Source organism: Caballeronia sp. LZ024, assembly GCF_031451455.1.
In the GTDB taxonomy this organism is placed as follows: Bacteria; Pseudomonadota; Gammaproteobacteria; order Burkholderiales; family Burkholderiaceae; genus Caballeronia; species Caballeronia telluris.
Genome location: NZ_JARUXL010000004.1, coordinates 444,914 through 457,333, shown reverse-complemented (window position 1 = coordinate 457,333; position 12,420 = coordinate 444,914). Strand labels below are relative to the sequence as shown.

13 protein-coding genes and 3 pseudogenes are annotated in these 12,420 nt (G+C 65.1%); 6 read left to right on the top strand and 10 right to left on the bottom strand.

What is annotated here, in order from left to right:
* The first annotated feature begins 78 nt into the window (after nt 1-78).
* On the top strand, nt 79-216 hold the full coding sequence (locus tag QCE48_RS24245) for a hypothetical protein (RefSeq protein ID WP_309782772.1): 138 nt from the start codon (nt 79-81) through the stop codon (nt 214-216).
* 62 nt (nt 217-278) lie between these two features.
* On the opposite strand, the gene QCE48_RS24240 is transcribed toward QCE48_RS24245, so the two are convergent.
* A complete protein-coding gene (locus QCE48_RS24240) occupies nt 279-545 on the bottom strand; it encodes a hypothetical protein (RefSeq protein WP_309782770.1) in 267 nt (88 codons plus the stop codon).
* A gap of 196 nt (nt 546-741) precedes the next feature.
* On the opposite strand from QCE48_RS24240, the gene QCE48_RS24235 reads away from it, so the two are divergent.
* Complete coding sequence (locus QCE48_RS24235; protein WP_309782768.1) at nt 742-2,871, top strand: FUSC family protein; 2,130 nt, start codon at nt 742-744, stop codon at nt 2,869-2,871.
* Here QCE48_RS24235 and QCE48_RS24230 read toward each other — a convergent pair.
* A complete protein-coding gene (locus QCE48_RS24230; protein ID WP_309782767.1) occupies nt 2,813-3,790 on the bottom strand; it encodes a LysR family transcriptional regulator in 978 nt (325 codons plus the stop codon). The genes QCE48_RS24235 and QCE48_RS24230 overlap by 59 nt on opposite strands.
* A 150-nt stretch (nt 3,791-3,940) precedes the next feature.
* Here QCE48_RS24230 and QCE48_RS31975 point away from each other — a divergent pair.
* Nucleotides 3,941-4,065 (top strand): annotated as a pseudogene (locus tag QCE48_RS31975) (IS5/IS1182 family transposase); the annotation flags it as partial.
* 103 nt (nt 4,066-4,168) lie between these two features.
* On the opposite strand, the pseudogene QCE48_RS24225 reads toward QCE48_RS31975, so the two are convergent.
* A pseudogene (locus tag QCE48_RS24225) lies at nt 4,169-4,306 on the bottom strand (IS110 family transposase); the annotation flags it as partial.
* A gap of 167 nt (nt 4,307-4,473) precedes the next feature.
* Between QCE48_RS24225 and QCE48_RS24220 the strand changes: the two are divergent.
* From QCE48_RS24220 to QCE48_RS24210, 3 genes and pseudogenes are all read left to right on the top strand, one after another.
* Nucleotides 4,474-5,013: pseudogene (locus tag QCE48_RS24220) on the top strand (aldo/keto reductase); the annotation flags it as partial.
* A gap of 72 nt (nt 5,014-5,085) precedes the next feature.
* The gene (locus QCE48_RS24215; protein ID WP_309782765.1) at nt 5,086-5,586 is read left to right on the top strand and encodes a CPBP family intramembrane glutamic endopeptidase; all 501 of its coding nucleotides are present in this window, start codon (nt 5,086-5,088) and stop codon (nt 5,584-5,586) included.
* Between the two features lie 297 nt (nt 5,587-5,883).
* Complete coding sequence (locus tag QCE48_RS24210; protein ID WP_309782764.1) at nt 5,884-6,750, top strand: NmrA family NAD(P)-binding protein; 867 nt, start codon at nt 5,884-5,886, stop codon at nt 6,748-6,750.
* 21 nt (nt 6,751-6,771) lie between these two features.
* On the opposite strand, the gene QCE48_RS24205 is transcribed toward QCE48_RS24210, so the two are convergent.
* The 7 genes from QCE48_RS24205 to QCE48_RS24175 form a co-directional block, all read right to left on the bottom strand.
* The gene (locus tag QCE48_RS24205; protein WP_309794335.1) at nt 6,772-7,740 is read right to left on the bottom strand and encodes a ferritin-like domain-containing protein; all 969 of its coding nucleotides are present in this window, start codon (nt 7,738-7,740) and stop codon (nt 6,772-6,774) included.
* Nucleotides 7,741-8,032: 292 nt separating this feature from the next.
* The gene (hutC, locus tag QCE48_RS24200) at nt 8,033-8,836 is read right to left on the bottom strand and encodes a histidine utilization repressor (RefSeq protein WP_309782760.1); all 804 of its coding nucleotides are present in this window, start codon (nt 8,834-8,836) and stop codon (nt 8,033-8,035) included.
* A gap of 12 nt (nt 8,837-8,848) precedes the next feature.
* Nucleotides 8,849-9,277, bottom strand: coding sequence for an aminotransferase class I/II-fold pyridoxal phosphate-dependent enzyme (locus QCE48_RS24195; protein ID WP_309782758.1), 429 nt, complete (start codon nt 9,275-9,277; stop codon nt 8,849-8,851).
* Nucleotides 9,274-10,146: an amino acid ABC transporter ATP-binding protein gene (locus QCE48_RS24190; protein ID WP_309782757.1), complete on the bottom strand. Its 873-nt coding sequence runs from the start codon at nt 10,144-10,146 to the stop codon at nt 9,274-9,276. Before QCE48_RS24190 ends, QCE48_RS24195 begins: the two co-directional genes overlap by 4 nt.
* Nucleotides 10,147-10,199: 53 nt before the next feature.
* A complete protein-coding gene (locus QCE48_RS24185) occupies nt 10,200-10,862 on the bottom strand; it encodes an amino acid ABC transporter permease (RefSeq protein WP_309782756.1) in 663 nt (220 codons plus the stop codon).
* Nucleotides 10,863-10,872: 10 nt separating this feature from the next.
* Nucleotides 10,873-11,523, bottom strand: a complete 651-nt coding sequence (locus QCE48_RS24180; protein ID WP_309782754.1) for an amino acid ABC transporter permease — start codon at nt 11,521-11,523, stop codon at nt 10,873-10,875.
* Between the two features lie 34 nt (nt 11,524-11,557).
* The gene (locus QCE48_RS24175; RefSeq protein WP_309782752.1) at nt 11,558-12,385 is read right to left on the bottom strand and encodes a transporter substrate-binding domain-containing protein; all 828 of its coding nucleotides are present in this window, start codon (nt 12,383-12,385) and stop codon (nt 11,558-11,560) included.
* Between the last annotated feature and the right edge of the window lie 35 nt (nt 12,386-12,420).

The window sequence follows — 12,420 nt, the reverse complement described above, 5'->3', positions numbered from 1 at the left end:
ACGCGTTAGACTAATCCCGCATCGCGGCGTCCGCGCACGCGCGGTGCGTCAACCGAAGCATCACCTATGGACCATCCGATGAAAAATGTCGTCAAGAAAGGCCTCGCTGTTTTGCTGCTCGCTTCCTTCGCCGTTTCGACCGCGGCGATCGCGAAGAGCACGCATCATCATCACAAGTACCCGCCTGCCAAGCATGTGAAGCACGTAGCGCACTGATTCGTCGCGATCGTTTCGTCACCCGGCCGTCGCCGCCGTTTCCAGGCGCGACGGCCGGCCGCTCATTCTTCTTCGCCCGCTTCGAGCTTGCAGCGCGCGCCGCCGTCGATCGAGCCGCGCAGGTCGACTTGCACGCGACGCGCATTCGCGCCGCACATCGTGTCATAGCGCGTCCGGACGACCGGCCGCGTGGCGGCTGCTGCGACCTGCATCTCTGCGCCCTCCGGCGAAGCCTCCCGGCGACCTTCGCCCGCCGCGACCGACGACTGGCCGGGCACCGACGTCGACGCCACGACGATCACGGAACCGCACAGGATAATTTTCCACATGACGCACCTCGCGCACGAAAGGGATCGGAAGGTCGGAATCGCACTGCCCGGATGGCTCGCTTGCTGCGTTGCAACACAAAATTGCGCGCATCAAAAACGCGTGTCAATGTCGCGAAAAATCATGGTGAAAACGTGCGCGGCGGCTTCATGAACGCGACCGCCCGTTCGATTTCAGCGCGTCCGAAAGCCATTCCCCATGCGCCGCCTGGCTGACTGGCGCGCGTGGTCCGCGACCCTGGCCGGGCGGCAGGCGCGCGCGTGGTCGGCGTTTCTCGACACGCTCGCGCGCCGCCGTCCCACGTGGATGGTGTCGCTCGCTTTCGCCGAGGCGAACCTGTCGGAAGGATTGCGTGCCGCGTGCGCATCGACGGCGATGCTCCTCGTCGGCAATTTCCTGCATCAGCCCGATTTTTCCTATGCGGCGATCGGCGCGTTCTGGACCTGTCTTGCCGACGCGGCCGGTTCGAACCGCATGCGTTTCGCGTCGATGACGGCGTTCGCGCTGCTCTCGACGCTCTGCGGCGGCCTCACCGCGTGGGCTTCGGGGCACGGTTTCGCGGCGGCGACGGCGGCGGTCCTCGTGTTTTCGACGCTCGGCGCGCTCGGGCGGATCTGGGGCGCGGCGGCCTCGCAGGTCGCGATCCTCGCGGCGACGGCCTGCGTCGTGATGGTCGACCGGCCGGTTCACGGCGGCGCGGCCGAATGGCGCTTTCTCGCGCTGTACTTCGCCGGCTGTGCGTTCGCGACGTTCCTGAGTTTCACCGTCTGGCGCATCCACCCGTTCGGGCCGGGACGCGCGGCCCTGCGTGCCGCGTATCAGCGTCTCGCGGACATGGCGCGCGACTGCGCCCGCCTCGTCGAAGACCGCGAAGCGGATGCGACGCACTGGGCCGCGCACGCCGCGACATTCCGCGGCCGCGCGCGAATCGCAGTCGAAACGGCGCGCGCCGCGCTCGGCAAGATTGCGCCGGCGAGGACGGACCGGCGCCGCAGCTACAACGACCTCCTGATCGCGTTCGCGAACAGCGAGCAGATCTTCGCCTACCTGATCGCCGCGAGCGATGCGTGCGAGCGCGGCGGCCGTGCGTCGGACGCTCCGCTGCCGAGCCCGCGTCGCGCCGCGCGCGCGTTGAACGCCATCGCGGCGACGCTGCAGCGCATCGGCGGCGTGGTGACGGATGAATCGTGGGCGTCGTCGGCTGAATCGCCGCAGTTGCACGAGCGCCTGCGCACGCTCGGCAAACGGCTCGATGCGGCGATCGGCGAGCGGACGTCGCTCGAATTCTGCACGGAGCCCGCCGAAGTGGAAGCGGCGTCCGAGCCGTTGCAGCACTGGCGCGCCGCCGCCGCGAGCGTGCTGCGTCGCGCGCGCGAGACGGTCAGGGCGAACGCGTCGGGCGAGTCGATCGGCGTGCGGCACGCGGCGCGCGTGGGCGTGGCGACGACGCTCGCGTTCCTGATCGTGCGCGCGCTGTCCGTTCCGTTCGGCTACTGGGCGACGATGGCGACGCTCCTGATTCTCCAGCCGTCGATCGCGACGAGCTGGCCGCGCAGCGTCGAGCGGGCGGCGGGGAGTGTCGCGGGCGCGCTCGTTGCCGCGGGGCTCGGCCTCGTCGTGCATACGCCGCTCGGCATTTCGCTGTTCGTCTTCCCGCTCGTCTGCGCGACGATGGCGCTGCGCACCGTGAGCTATGCGCTCTTCGTGTTCTTCATGACGCCGACTTTCGTGCTGGTCGCCGATTTCGCGTCGCAGACCGGCCCGACGCCGGCGTTCGCCGCGATGCGCCTCGGCAACAACGTGCTCGGCTGCGTGATCGCGATCGCGGCGACCTTTTTGCTGTGGCCGAGCCGCGAGAGCGCCGGTTTCGACGACAAGCTCGCGCGCGCCATCGACGCGAATCTCGCCTACCTTGCCGCCGCGCTCGCGAAGGCGCGCACGAACGATGCCGAACTGGAGCGGCTGCGACGCGCGGCGGGCCTCGCGAGCAACAACGCGGAGGAAACGCTCACGCGGCTGCGTCTGGAGCGGCTCAACGCATCGGCGACCGAAGAACTCGGTTCGACGGCGCTCGCGCTGTTGCGCCGGATCGCGGGGACGGCCACGCGGGCGCGTCTTTCCCGGGACGCGCCCGCGCCCAACGAACGGCTGGTCGCGTGGGTGCGCGCGAGTGCCCATGCGCTTGACGAACGCCTGCGCGCGCGCGCGGGAGCTGCCGCCGCCCGCACGTTTCCGGCGATCCGGCTCACGCGGCTGGAAGCCGACGCGGTCAATCAGGTGAGCGTGCTGTCGACGCTGCTCGAACAGGCCGGCCGCGCGGCGCCTTAGGCGTCGCCTGATCCGCTGGCGCATCGAGCACTTCCGCCACGAAGTCGATGAAGGCGCGCACCTTCGCCGCGGGCAGGTGACGCGACGGATAGAGCGCATAGAGATCGAACGATTCGCCGGTCCAGTCGGCGAGCAGTTCGACGAGGCGTCCTTTCTCGACGAGTTCCCGCACGCCGCCCGCCTTCAGCCGCGCGATGCCTGCTCCTGCGAGGCACGCGCCGAGCAGCGTGCCCGCGTCGTTGACGGTCAGCCGCCCGCCCGTTTTCGCGGTCAGCGTCTTGCGGGCCGCGCGGTATTGCCATTCGAGCGGTTCGCCGGTCAGCGTATTGCGCATCTGGATGCAATCATGGCGGGCGAGATCGTCGGGCGTCTCGGGGCGCCCGCGCCTGCGGACATACGACGGCGCGGCGACGGTGATCGTGCGCGTGTCGAGCAGCTTGCGCGCGACGAGCGACGACGACGGCGGCTGGCCGAAGCGCACCGCGACATCGAAGCCCTCCGCGACGAGATCGCCCAACTGGTCGCGCGCCGCGAGTTCTAGCGAGATGTCCGGATAGCGGTCGAGGAACTTGGCGATGTGCGGCGCGAGCATACGTCGGGAAAAATACCCGTCGACGTTGACGCGCAGGCGGCCGCGCACGGCTTCGGAGGAGCTGGACGTGAGCGTGACCGCGTCGCCGATGCCCGCGATGAGCGGCGCGATTTCCGCGTAGAGCTGGCGGCCTTCGTCGGTCAGCGAGACCGAGCGCGTGGTGCGGTCGAAGAGTCGCACGCCGATCTTTGTTTCGAGCCGGCCGAGGGCGCGGCTCACGCCCGATGGCGTCATGCCGAGCGCGTCGGCGGCACGCGCGAAACTGCCGCTTTCCACGATTGCCGCCAGGATGCTGATGTTGGACAGCATGCGGCTGTCGAAGCTCATTTTTTGCTCCTTTGGGCGAGGGTGTTTGAACACCGTTTGATGGTTCTGCGCTTGAAACGGGCTCAACGGATGAGCTGTGGAGATGTCGCACATGGATCTTGGCTTGAACCTGTCGACCAAGCGCACCCACAAACGCGAATTCTCGATGAGATGACACGCGTGGTGCCGTGGCGGAACTGATTGCGCTCATCGAGCCGCACTATCCGAAGGGCAAAACGGGTCGCGCGCCATTTCCGATCCCAACGATGCTGCGCATTCACTTCACGCATGTATGGATCCGACGCGTTTTGCAAGCTTCTTTCGTGATGTAAAAGGTCTGCAAACATGTATCCGGCTTGCCCGATGGGCTACACGGGTTCTTCGCACTTTTCAGTGCTTTCATGCATCCGCCCGCTCAGCAGGTTTGTATTTGGCCTCGCTGCTTAGGAGCACCTGAATGACGCGTGCATTCTTGTTGGCGAGTGCAACGCATGCTCTGTTATAGCCCCGCGCAATCGACTCCTGCAACCAGCGGCTTGCTCACCGCCAAAGGAGATATAACCGTTAGCGGCCGTATCATGCCCCACGTATCGGGCGAGCTCTTGCGAGATCGCCCGAATAGGATACGGGCCGGTTCCCGACTCGACGACCGAAATCGTTCTCCGCGAGCTTGAGCACTTTGTTAGTGCAGAAAAGTTCGATATTTTGGTTTTTGCGATGTTGCCACGACGACGTTGAACCGCAGTAGTCTGCTTTCCTGGGCGATCAGCGCGCAGAACTTCATATCGTTACAGTCGGAGTGCAATTTGTTGCATCCATCAACACTAATCGACTGGTATGCAACGCTACCCGATACCAGGCTTGGCTTCATTCCCTCTTTGCCCCTTGCTGCGGGCGTTCTGACGGGCAAATACCGGAGTGTTCTGATACCGCCCGCCGATTCGCGGATTGGTGCGTCGGTCACGACATCCGACCGTTATCTGTCCGAGTACAAGCGGCATCGTGTCGGCGTGCTATCGCAGTTCGCCAGCAGCAGAGGTTATTCGCTGCTGGAGCTTGCGATAGGGTGGTTGCTGGGCGCGCCCTATGTTCCTTCCGTTATTGCGGGAGCCAGTCATATCGAACAGGTTCGCCAGAATGTGAAGGCGCGACGGTGGGCCATTCCAGCGCAGGATATTGAGGCATTGAATCAAATCTTGACGTCTGAGCCACGAGAGTCGGAGTTTTTGCATGGCACGAGGTAGATGGAATTCGCCTGAACCGCAAGTCGGGCCTAAGTCGGTTGAACAGACCCGCCTCTCAATGGGATATAGACCATGGAAGACATTTCGTCAGTGAACCTGCCTTTGCTACAAAAGCTAAAAATGATGCTTTTTGCGTTATCGACGACCAGACTCATCATTTTTGCACTGCTCTTGTTGTTCGTAGCGACGCTGCCGTCGCTCGCTTTATTATTGCTGAATCCGGATTTGCAATTTGGAGGTCCTGGCTGGGGTGCTGACAATGTCGGGCGCATGATACTTTGGGGGTGTGTATTGGCCCCTCTGCTGGAGACGATTGTCCATCAGTGGGCGTGTCTTCGGATACTTGAAAAGCTTCGCGTCAGAGCGTCTGTCGCGATTGTCTTGTCGTCGCTCGGGTTTGCGGCAGCCCACGATTATAGTGTTCCGTATATGTTAACGGCTTTCTTTAGCGGAGTTGTCCTGTCAACTGTTTTTGTCGTCGAGAGAAAAAAGCGGGGCTATCCATTTCTCGCTACGCTCGCAGTGCATGCACTGAAGAACTGGATTGTTTCGGCTCATCTGCTGCTCGCATAGCCGATTGGCCGTCAGCGCGTGCGTACGCTGATGAGGCATACGGGCATTGACGCGTTGTATTCGGTTATGCAGACCTTCCCTTACTTTCTTTGCCGCCACAAAGAAAGTAAGTTCCGCCCCGGACAGGGGCAATGCTAATAAACCGACGTGAATACAGGTTCCGCGGAAGCGCACAAGCGTCCAAACCAATTACTGACTAAAAGTCACCAATCATGTGACACAGCGTCGATTCCATCAAAGTTGCCGGGCGCCTAAGATGCAACGCATGCAATCCACCCCACCGAGGAGAAAGAGAGCATGTACGCCATCACAGGCATTACCGGACAGGTCGGCGGAGCGCTGGCGAACGCGCTGCTGGAGAAGCACGTCTCAGTACGCGCCGTCGTGCGCGACGCGCAGAAGGGCCGAGCATGGACCGATCGTAACTGCGCCCTGGCCGTGGCGCACATGACGGATGGCGCTTCGCTCACCGAAGCGTTCCACGACGCCCAAGGCGTCTTCATCCTGCCGCCATCGGAATTCGACCCATCGCCGGGCTTTCCCGAGGCACGCGCGGTCATCGACGCCGTGAAAACCGCACTCGAAGCGGCGCGGCCTGCGAAGGTCGTGTGTCTGTCGACGATCGGCGTGCAGGCGAAGCAGTCGAACCTGCTGACGCAGCGCACGCTGATGGAAGAAGCACTCAGTGATTTGCCGATGCCCGTCGCGTTCCTGCGTCCCGCGTGGTTCATGGAGAACGCGGCGTGGGATGTCGCGTCCGCGCGCGACACAGGCGTGATCCAAAGCTTCCTGCAGCCGCTCGACAAGCCGGTCCCGATGATCGCCACGGCGGATATCGGGAGCGTGGCCGCGCGCATGCTCCTGGAAACCTGGGATGGACGGCGCATCGTCGAACTGGAAGGGCCGCAGCGCGTCACGCCGAACGAGATCGCCGATACGCTCGCACGCATCCTCGGCCGGCCGGTTCGCGCCGAAGCCGTCCCGCGCGAAACGTGGGGCGCGCTCTTTCGATCGCAAGGTACGAAGGACCCGATGCCGCGCATCCAGATGCTCGACGGCTTCAACGAAGGCTGGATCGACTTCGAAGGCGACCCGGCCGGCATCGTGAAGGGCGAAATCGGCCTGGAAGCAGCGCTGCGCGGGTTGGTCGAACGGGCGTCGTAACGCCCGCGCGCCCTTGAACGCCTACGAACTCATGTGCAGCGTCCCGTTCACGCCATTCGGGAAGAAGCCGCCCTTGACCGCCGACGCGCTCGTCAGATACACGATGTTGAGCACGTCGGCATAACTCCGGCTGAACGCAAGCCCGTTCTGGTCGAGCGGGACGATATTGGCAATGTCGGGCGTTGCACCGACGATGCCCTGGTCGTCGTCGACCGTGTTGTCGAGACTGTCGCGCGCGTCCGAAATCGCGCCGGCCGACGTGCGCAGGCTCGGCGTTTCGAGTCCCTTTGCATAGAGCGTCGTGCGCACGAGTCCCGCGTGATAGGCCTCGGCCGCGAGAATGCCGGCCGCCGCTTCGAGATACGTCTTGTTGCTGATGAGCGGCGACGCGCCCTTGTACGCAGTCACGCCCACGTCCTCGAAGATGAACGCGCCGAGCAGGAAGTTGTTGTCGTTTGCGTACGGATTGAACGCGACGCCCGCGCCCACCAGACCCGCCGCGCGGGCCGCTGTCGAGAACGCGCCGAGCGGATCGGTCCCGCCGATGTCGATGGCCGGTTGCGCGACCGCCGCGCCGCCGAGCGCGGTACGCAGGAAGTTGACGTGCTCCATCTCGTCGCGCGCGATCTCCTTCGCGTACTGCGAGACGAGCGGGTCCTGGAACGGCACCTGCGCGCCGCCGATCACCGCGCCCTGCGTGCCCTGTCCGCCGAGCATGCCGGCCGGCAGTCCGGCGCCCGTCACGGCATACGCGTAGAACTGCGCTTCGAGATATTCGAGGTTGAGCGCGAAGTTGAGGATTTCTTCGTCGGTGGGCGCGGTCGTGCTCGCCATCACGTTGTTGCCCGAGCCGCCGCCGCATGCGCTGATGAGCGTGCCGCCGACGAGCCCGAGCCCCAGTCCGCCCGCGTTGCGAAAGAAGCGGCGCCGCTCTGCGCGTCGTTCGGCGCGGCGGTCCATCACACCCATCAGCACGGAAGCATCGTTCATGGTCATCTCCTTCAATGGTTTGTCGATTTGACGACGTGCCTGCGGGACTGCGCGCTCCGGGGCGCAAGAAACAGCCTTGCGCGACAGGACGATGGCGATACGCGGGCGCGAAGAACGCGAAGAGGCGCCGGGTCGAACGGATGCGACCGCGTGCTGTCTTCAGTAGCAGTTACGACGGCGTGACGAGGACGGATGCAAGGCGACGCAAATAAAGCGCGAGCGTGGGGCGTTCGCGCAGGACCTACCGGGAGGAGGGAAGCGGAATCGGCAAGCGTTACGCCGTCGAGGCGGATCAGCTTTGGTAGCGCGAGTCGTCGGGCTTGAAGCGGCAGCCGAGCCGATAGCGCGAACCGGGATGCACGAAGCGCACGAACGTGACCGCGGCGTCGCCCGACCAGGTGCGGCGCACGAGCGTGAGACACGGCTCGTCGGGTGCGATTTCGAGCAGTTCGGCTTCGGAGCGCGTCGGCAGGCACGCATCGACGACATGTTCGATCTCGTGCGCCGGCACCGTCGCCGAGAGATATTCGGACGGGCGCAGCGACGTGAAATCCTGTTCGAGGAACGCGGGCGCGACGGCCGGATTCACGTAGCGGTCTTCGAGACGCACCGGCACTCCGTTCTCGCGATGCACGCAGATCAAATGAAACACCGACGAACTCGGCGGCAGGCTTAGCGCGTTCGCCACGGCGGCCGGCGCGCTCTCGCGCTGCACGAGAAGCGTCTCGGAGCTGTACTCGTGACCGCGCGCGCGGATCTCGTCGCCGATGTGCGCGATCATCAGCAGCGTGGACTGCGGCTTCGCCTCGGCGACGAACGTGCCGACGCCCGACAGCCGCGTGATCCAGCCCTCGCCCGTCAGTTCGCGCAGCGCGCGGTTGATCGTCATGCGCGACACGCCGAGCGATTCGACGAGACTCAGTTCCGAAGGAATGCGATCGCCCGGCTGCCACGTGCCCGCCTCGATCTTGCCGCGGATGTAGGTCTTCACCTGCGCGTAGCGGGCGAGCGGGGCGTCCGTGTCGGCATCGGTGTCGGCGGTGTCGAGGGGCTTGCGCGCCGGCTCGGCCGGCTTCGTGTGCGGTGTTTCCGACATCGCGCCGTCTCCTCAGTGCCGCGCCGAGCGCAAACGCCCGAGCGTCTCGATGAAGAGATCGTTGTCGTCGCGGCTGCCTGTCGAGACGCGCACGTATCGCGTGAAGTCCGGTCCGCGCCACGGCTTCACGATCACGCCCGCGCGCATCAGGCGTTGCGCGAGCGCGTCGGCGTCTTCGCGCGCGTCGAAGAACAAAAAGTTAGCGAGCGACGGCGCGCAGGCGGAGCCCATCGCCGTGAGCGCGTCGCGCATGCGTTCGCACTCGCGGATCGCGTGCACGAGCGGGCTCGCGCCGCGCGGATTCTCGTTGCTCACGCGCTTGGCGACGCGCGCCACGCCGAACTGTTCGCGCACGCGCTCGGCCGACGCGCCGGCGTGGTAGGCGGGCAGATCGCGCACTTCGGGGCGCAACGCCGCGATGAACGCATCGGCCGCGCTCATGCGGTTTCTCCTTCGCCGCCGCGCGACCAGAACGCGTTGCGGTCGAAGTAGTTCTGCAGAAACTGGCGCAGACGCGGCTCTCCGGCATCGTGGAAGACTTCGCGCGGCTTGCCTTGCACGGCGATGCGTCCTTGGTCGATGAACATCACCTTGTCCGCGACCTGCGCCGCGAAGCCCATCTCGTGCGTGACGACGGCCATTGTCATGCCGTCGCGCGCGAGTTGCTTCATCACCTGCAGCACCTCGCCGACGAGTTCGGGATCGAGCGCGGACGTCGGTTCGTCGAAGAGCATGATGTGCGGCTCCATCGCGAGCGCGCGCGCGATCGCCACGCGCTGCTGCTGTCCGCCCGAGAGCTTTGCCGGATAGACGTCGCCCTTGTGCGCGAGGCCGACCGTGTCGAGCATCGCGTTGGCGCGCCGCTTCGCGTCCGCGCGCGGCAGGCGGCGCACGCGCAGGAGCGCTTCCATCACGTTTTCGAGCGCGGTCATGTGCGGCCACAGGTTGAACTGCTGGAACACCATGCCGATGTTGCGCCGCACGCGATTGATCTCGCCCTGCGACGCGCGCACGCGCCGGCCGTTCTTCTCGCCGTAGCCGAGCAGTTCGCCTTCGATGCGCACTTCGCCCGCGTCATACGTTTCGAGCGCGGCGAGGCAGCGCAAGAGCGTGCTTTTGCCTGAACCCGACGGCCCGATGATGCAGACCACTTCCGACCGTTCGATGTCGAGATCGACGCCGCGCAGGACTTCCAGCTCGCCGAAGCGCTTGCCGAGATTGCGCACTTCGATCAGCGGCGAGGAGGGCGCGGGCGTCTCGATGACGGAGGACTCGGACGCGGAAACGGGAAGGTCGATCATGGCATTCATCGTTCACCTGGTGACGAGGGATAACAATCCACATGGTCCGCATGGTCCACGCGTCAGACGAGAAAGCGCGTGAGCCGCGCCTCCGCCCAGAGTCCCGCGCGCGACGCGAGTTCGACGAGCAGCAGATAGCACACGCACAGCGCAAGCAGCGTCTCGACGAAGGCGAACGTCGCCGAGCCGATGCCGGTCAAGACGAACGTGAGTTCGGGAACGGTCACGATCGACAGCACGGCGGTTTCCTTGCTGAGCACGATAATCAAGTTGACGATTGCGGGCACGATCAGCACGAACATCTGGGGAATCTGGATGCGCAGCACGATCTGCCAGCGCGACATGCCAAGACACGACGCCGCTTCGAGATGTCCCGGCGGCACCGCGCGAAAGCCCGAGCGGAAGGCTTCGGCGAAGTACGCGCTGCCGTAGAGTCCGAGGCCGAGGATGCCCGCCGTCAGCGGTTCAAGCGTCAGCCCGAACGACGGTCCGCCGTAGTACAGCAAAAAGAGCTGCACGAGAAACGGCGTGCCGCGAAAGAGTTCGATGTAGGCGCGCAGCACGGCGCGCACCCAGCGCTCGCAAAAAAGTTGCAACAGCGCGATGACGAAGCCGATCGCGAGGCCGAGCACGACGCCGGCGATCCACGTGCCGAGCGTTGTCGCGAGTCCCGCGCCGATGGCGGACAGGTTGTGCGTGATGACGGCGGGGTCGAACTGCTGCATGGCGTCGTCCTCAGGCGTGTTGCAGCCGCACTTCGGCGGCGTGCGCGACGAGCGACAGCGCGCCGCAGATCACGAAGTAGATGAGCCCTGCCGCGACATACGCCTCCAGCGGCCGGTAGGTGCTTGCCGCGATGTTCTGCGCGGTGCGCGTGATTTCGGCGATGCCGACCACCGAGATCAGCGACGACGCCTTGATGAGCAGCACCATCTCGTTCACGAGCGACGGCAGCGTCAGCCGGAACGCCTGGGGCACGAGGATGCGGCGCAACGTGTCGAGCGGCGGCAGGCCGAGCATGCGCGCGGCTTCGATCTGGCCTGGCGGAATGCTGAGAAAGCCGCCGCGCAAAATCTCCGCGATATACGACGCCGAACACAGCGACACCGTGCTGATTGCGGCGACGAGCGGCGGCACGTTGATCCCGGCGAACGGCAGCAGGTAATAGACGAGCAGCAACTGCACGAGCATCGGCACGCCGCGAAAGAAAAACACATACGCGCCGCCCGCCGCGCGCCAGCCCCGGCTCGGCGAGAGCCGCGCCGAGCACACACCGATCGCAACGAAGAAGCCGATCACGAGCCCGGCGAGTGAAATGCCGATGGTCGCGACCGCCGCCTGCAACAAGAGCGGAATGCCCTGGGCGAAAACGGTCATGCTGAACATGGGGCCTCCGTGTTCGGACGCTCGAGGCGCTGGCTCAGTAGTTCGGCGTGGGCAGCGTCGGCGGGACCTGCATCGCGACGCCGAACCACTTCTTCTGCAGCGTGGCGAGGCGCCCGTCCTTGTCGAGCTTGAGCAGCGCGGTGTTGAACGCGTCGGCGAGCGGCTTGCTGTCCGCGTCCTTGCGCAGGCAATACGCGAAGTACACCTTCGCGCCGAACGGCGGCTGGACGACCGCGAACGTCTCCGGCCGCTGCTTCGCGACGTAGGCGATGTTGGTCATCGAATTCGCCACCGCGACGATCCGGCCCGCCGCGAGGTCCGCATAGGCCTGGTTGTTGTCGACGTATTCGCGGATTTCCGGCGGCTTCGGCAGCGTGGCCGCGTAGGCCTTCAACTGATCGAGCTGCGCCGAACCCTTGCCCGCGCCGACCGTCTTGCCCGCTACATCGGACGATTGCTTGAGGTTCGAATCGTTGGCGCGCTTGAGGAAGGCGTCGGTGGCATCGGCGACGGGCAGCGTGTACGTGTAGCGTTCCATGCGCGCTTTCGTCACCGTGATCGGGCCGCCGACCATGTCGAACTTGCCCGCTTCGAGACCGGGCAGCACGCTCGGCCACGGCAGGTCGATGAAGCGCACCTTCACGCCGATCTCCTTGCCGATCTCCGCGAAAAGATCCTTGTTGAAACCCGCTTGCTGGCCGTTTTCGAGGAAGTCGAACGGCGCGAACTGCATCTCCGTGCCGACCACCAGTTCGCCCGCCTTCTTCACCTTCGATAGCTGATCTTCGGCATGCGCGCACACGCTCGCGGCGCACAGTGCCAGCATCAGCACACGACTTCTCCAGCCTGCAAGGATATTCATCAGAGTCTCCGGGGTGGCAAAGCGGTCGTCGCGCA

Bases quoted from the DNA above. Each gene is read 5' to 3' on its own strand.
- QCE48_RS24210 (WP_309782764.1), top strand. From the start codon at position 5,884: ATGTACGCCATCACAGGCATTACCGGACAGGTCGGCGGAGCGCTGGCG.
- QCE48_RS24175 (WP_309782752.1), bottom strand. From the start codon at position 12,385: ATGAATATCCTTGCAGGCTGGAGAAGTCGTGTGCTGATGCTGGCACTG.
- QCE48_RS24205 (WP_309794335.1), bottom strand. From the start codon at position 7,740: ATGAACGATGCTTCCGTGCTGATGGGTGTGATGGACCGCCGCGCCGAA.
- QCE48_RS24215 (WP_309782765.1), top strand. From the start codon at position 5,086: ATGGAAGACATTTCGTCAGTGAACCTGCCTTTGCTACAAAAGCTAAAA.
- QCE48_RS24235 (WP_309782768.1), top strand. From the start codon at position 742: ATGCGCCGCCTGGCTGACTGGCGCGCGTGGTCCGCGACCCTGGCCGGG.
- QCE48_RS24245 (WP_309782772.1), top strand. From the start codon at position 79: ATGAAAAATGTCGTCAAGAAAGGCCTCGCTGTTTTGCTGCTCGCTTCC.
- QCE48_RS24180 (WP_309782754.1), bottom strand. From the start codon at position 11,523: ATGTTCAGCATGACCGTTTTCGCCCAGGGCATTCCGCTCTTGTTGCAG.
- hutC (WP_309782760.1), bottom strand. From the start codon at position 8,836: ATGTCGGAAACACCGCACACGAAGCCGGCCGAGCCGGCGCGCAAGCCC.
- QCE48_RS24230 (WP_309782767.1), bottom strand. From the start codon at position 3,790: ATGAGCTTCGACAGCCGCATGCTGTCCAACATCAGCATCCTGGCGGCA.
- QCE48_RS24185 (WP_309782756.1), bottom strand. From the start codon at position 10,862: ATGCAGCAGTTCGACCCCGCCGTCATCACGCACAACCTGTCCGCCATC.
- QCE48_RS24190 (WP_309782757.1), bottom strand. From the start codon at position 10,146: ATGAATGCCATGATCGACCTTCCCGTTTCCGCGTCCGAGTCCTCCGTC.
- QCE48_RS24240 (WP_309782770.1), bottom strand. From the start codon at position 545: ATGTGGAAAATTATCCTGTGCGGTTCCGTGATCGTCGTGGCGTCGACG.
- QCE48_RS24195 (WP_309782758.1), bottom strand. From the start codon at position 9,277: ATGAGCGCGGCCGATGCGTTCATCGCGGCGTTGCGCCCCGAAGTGCGC.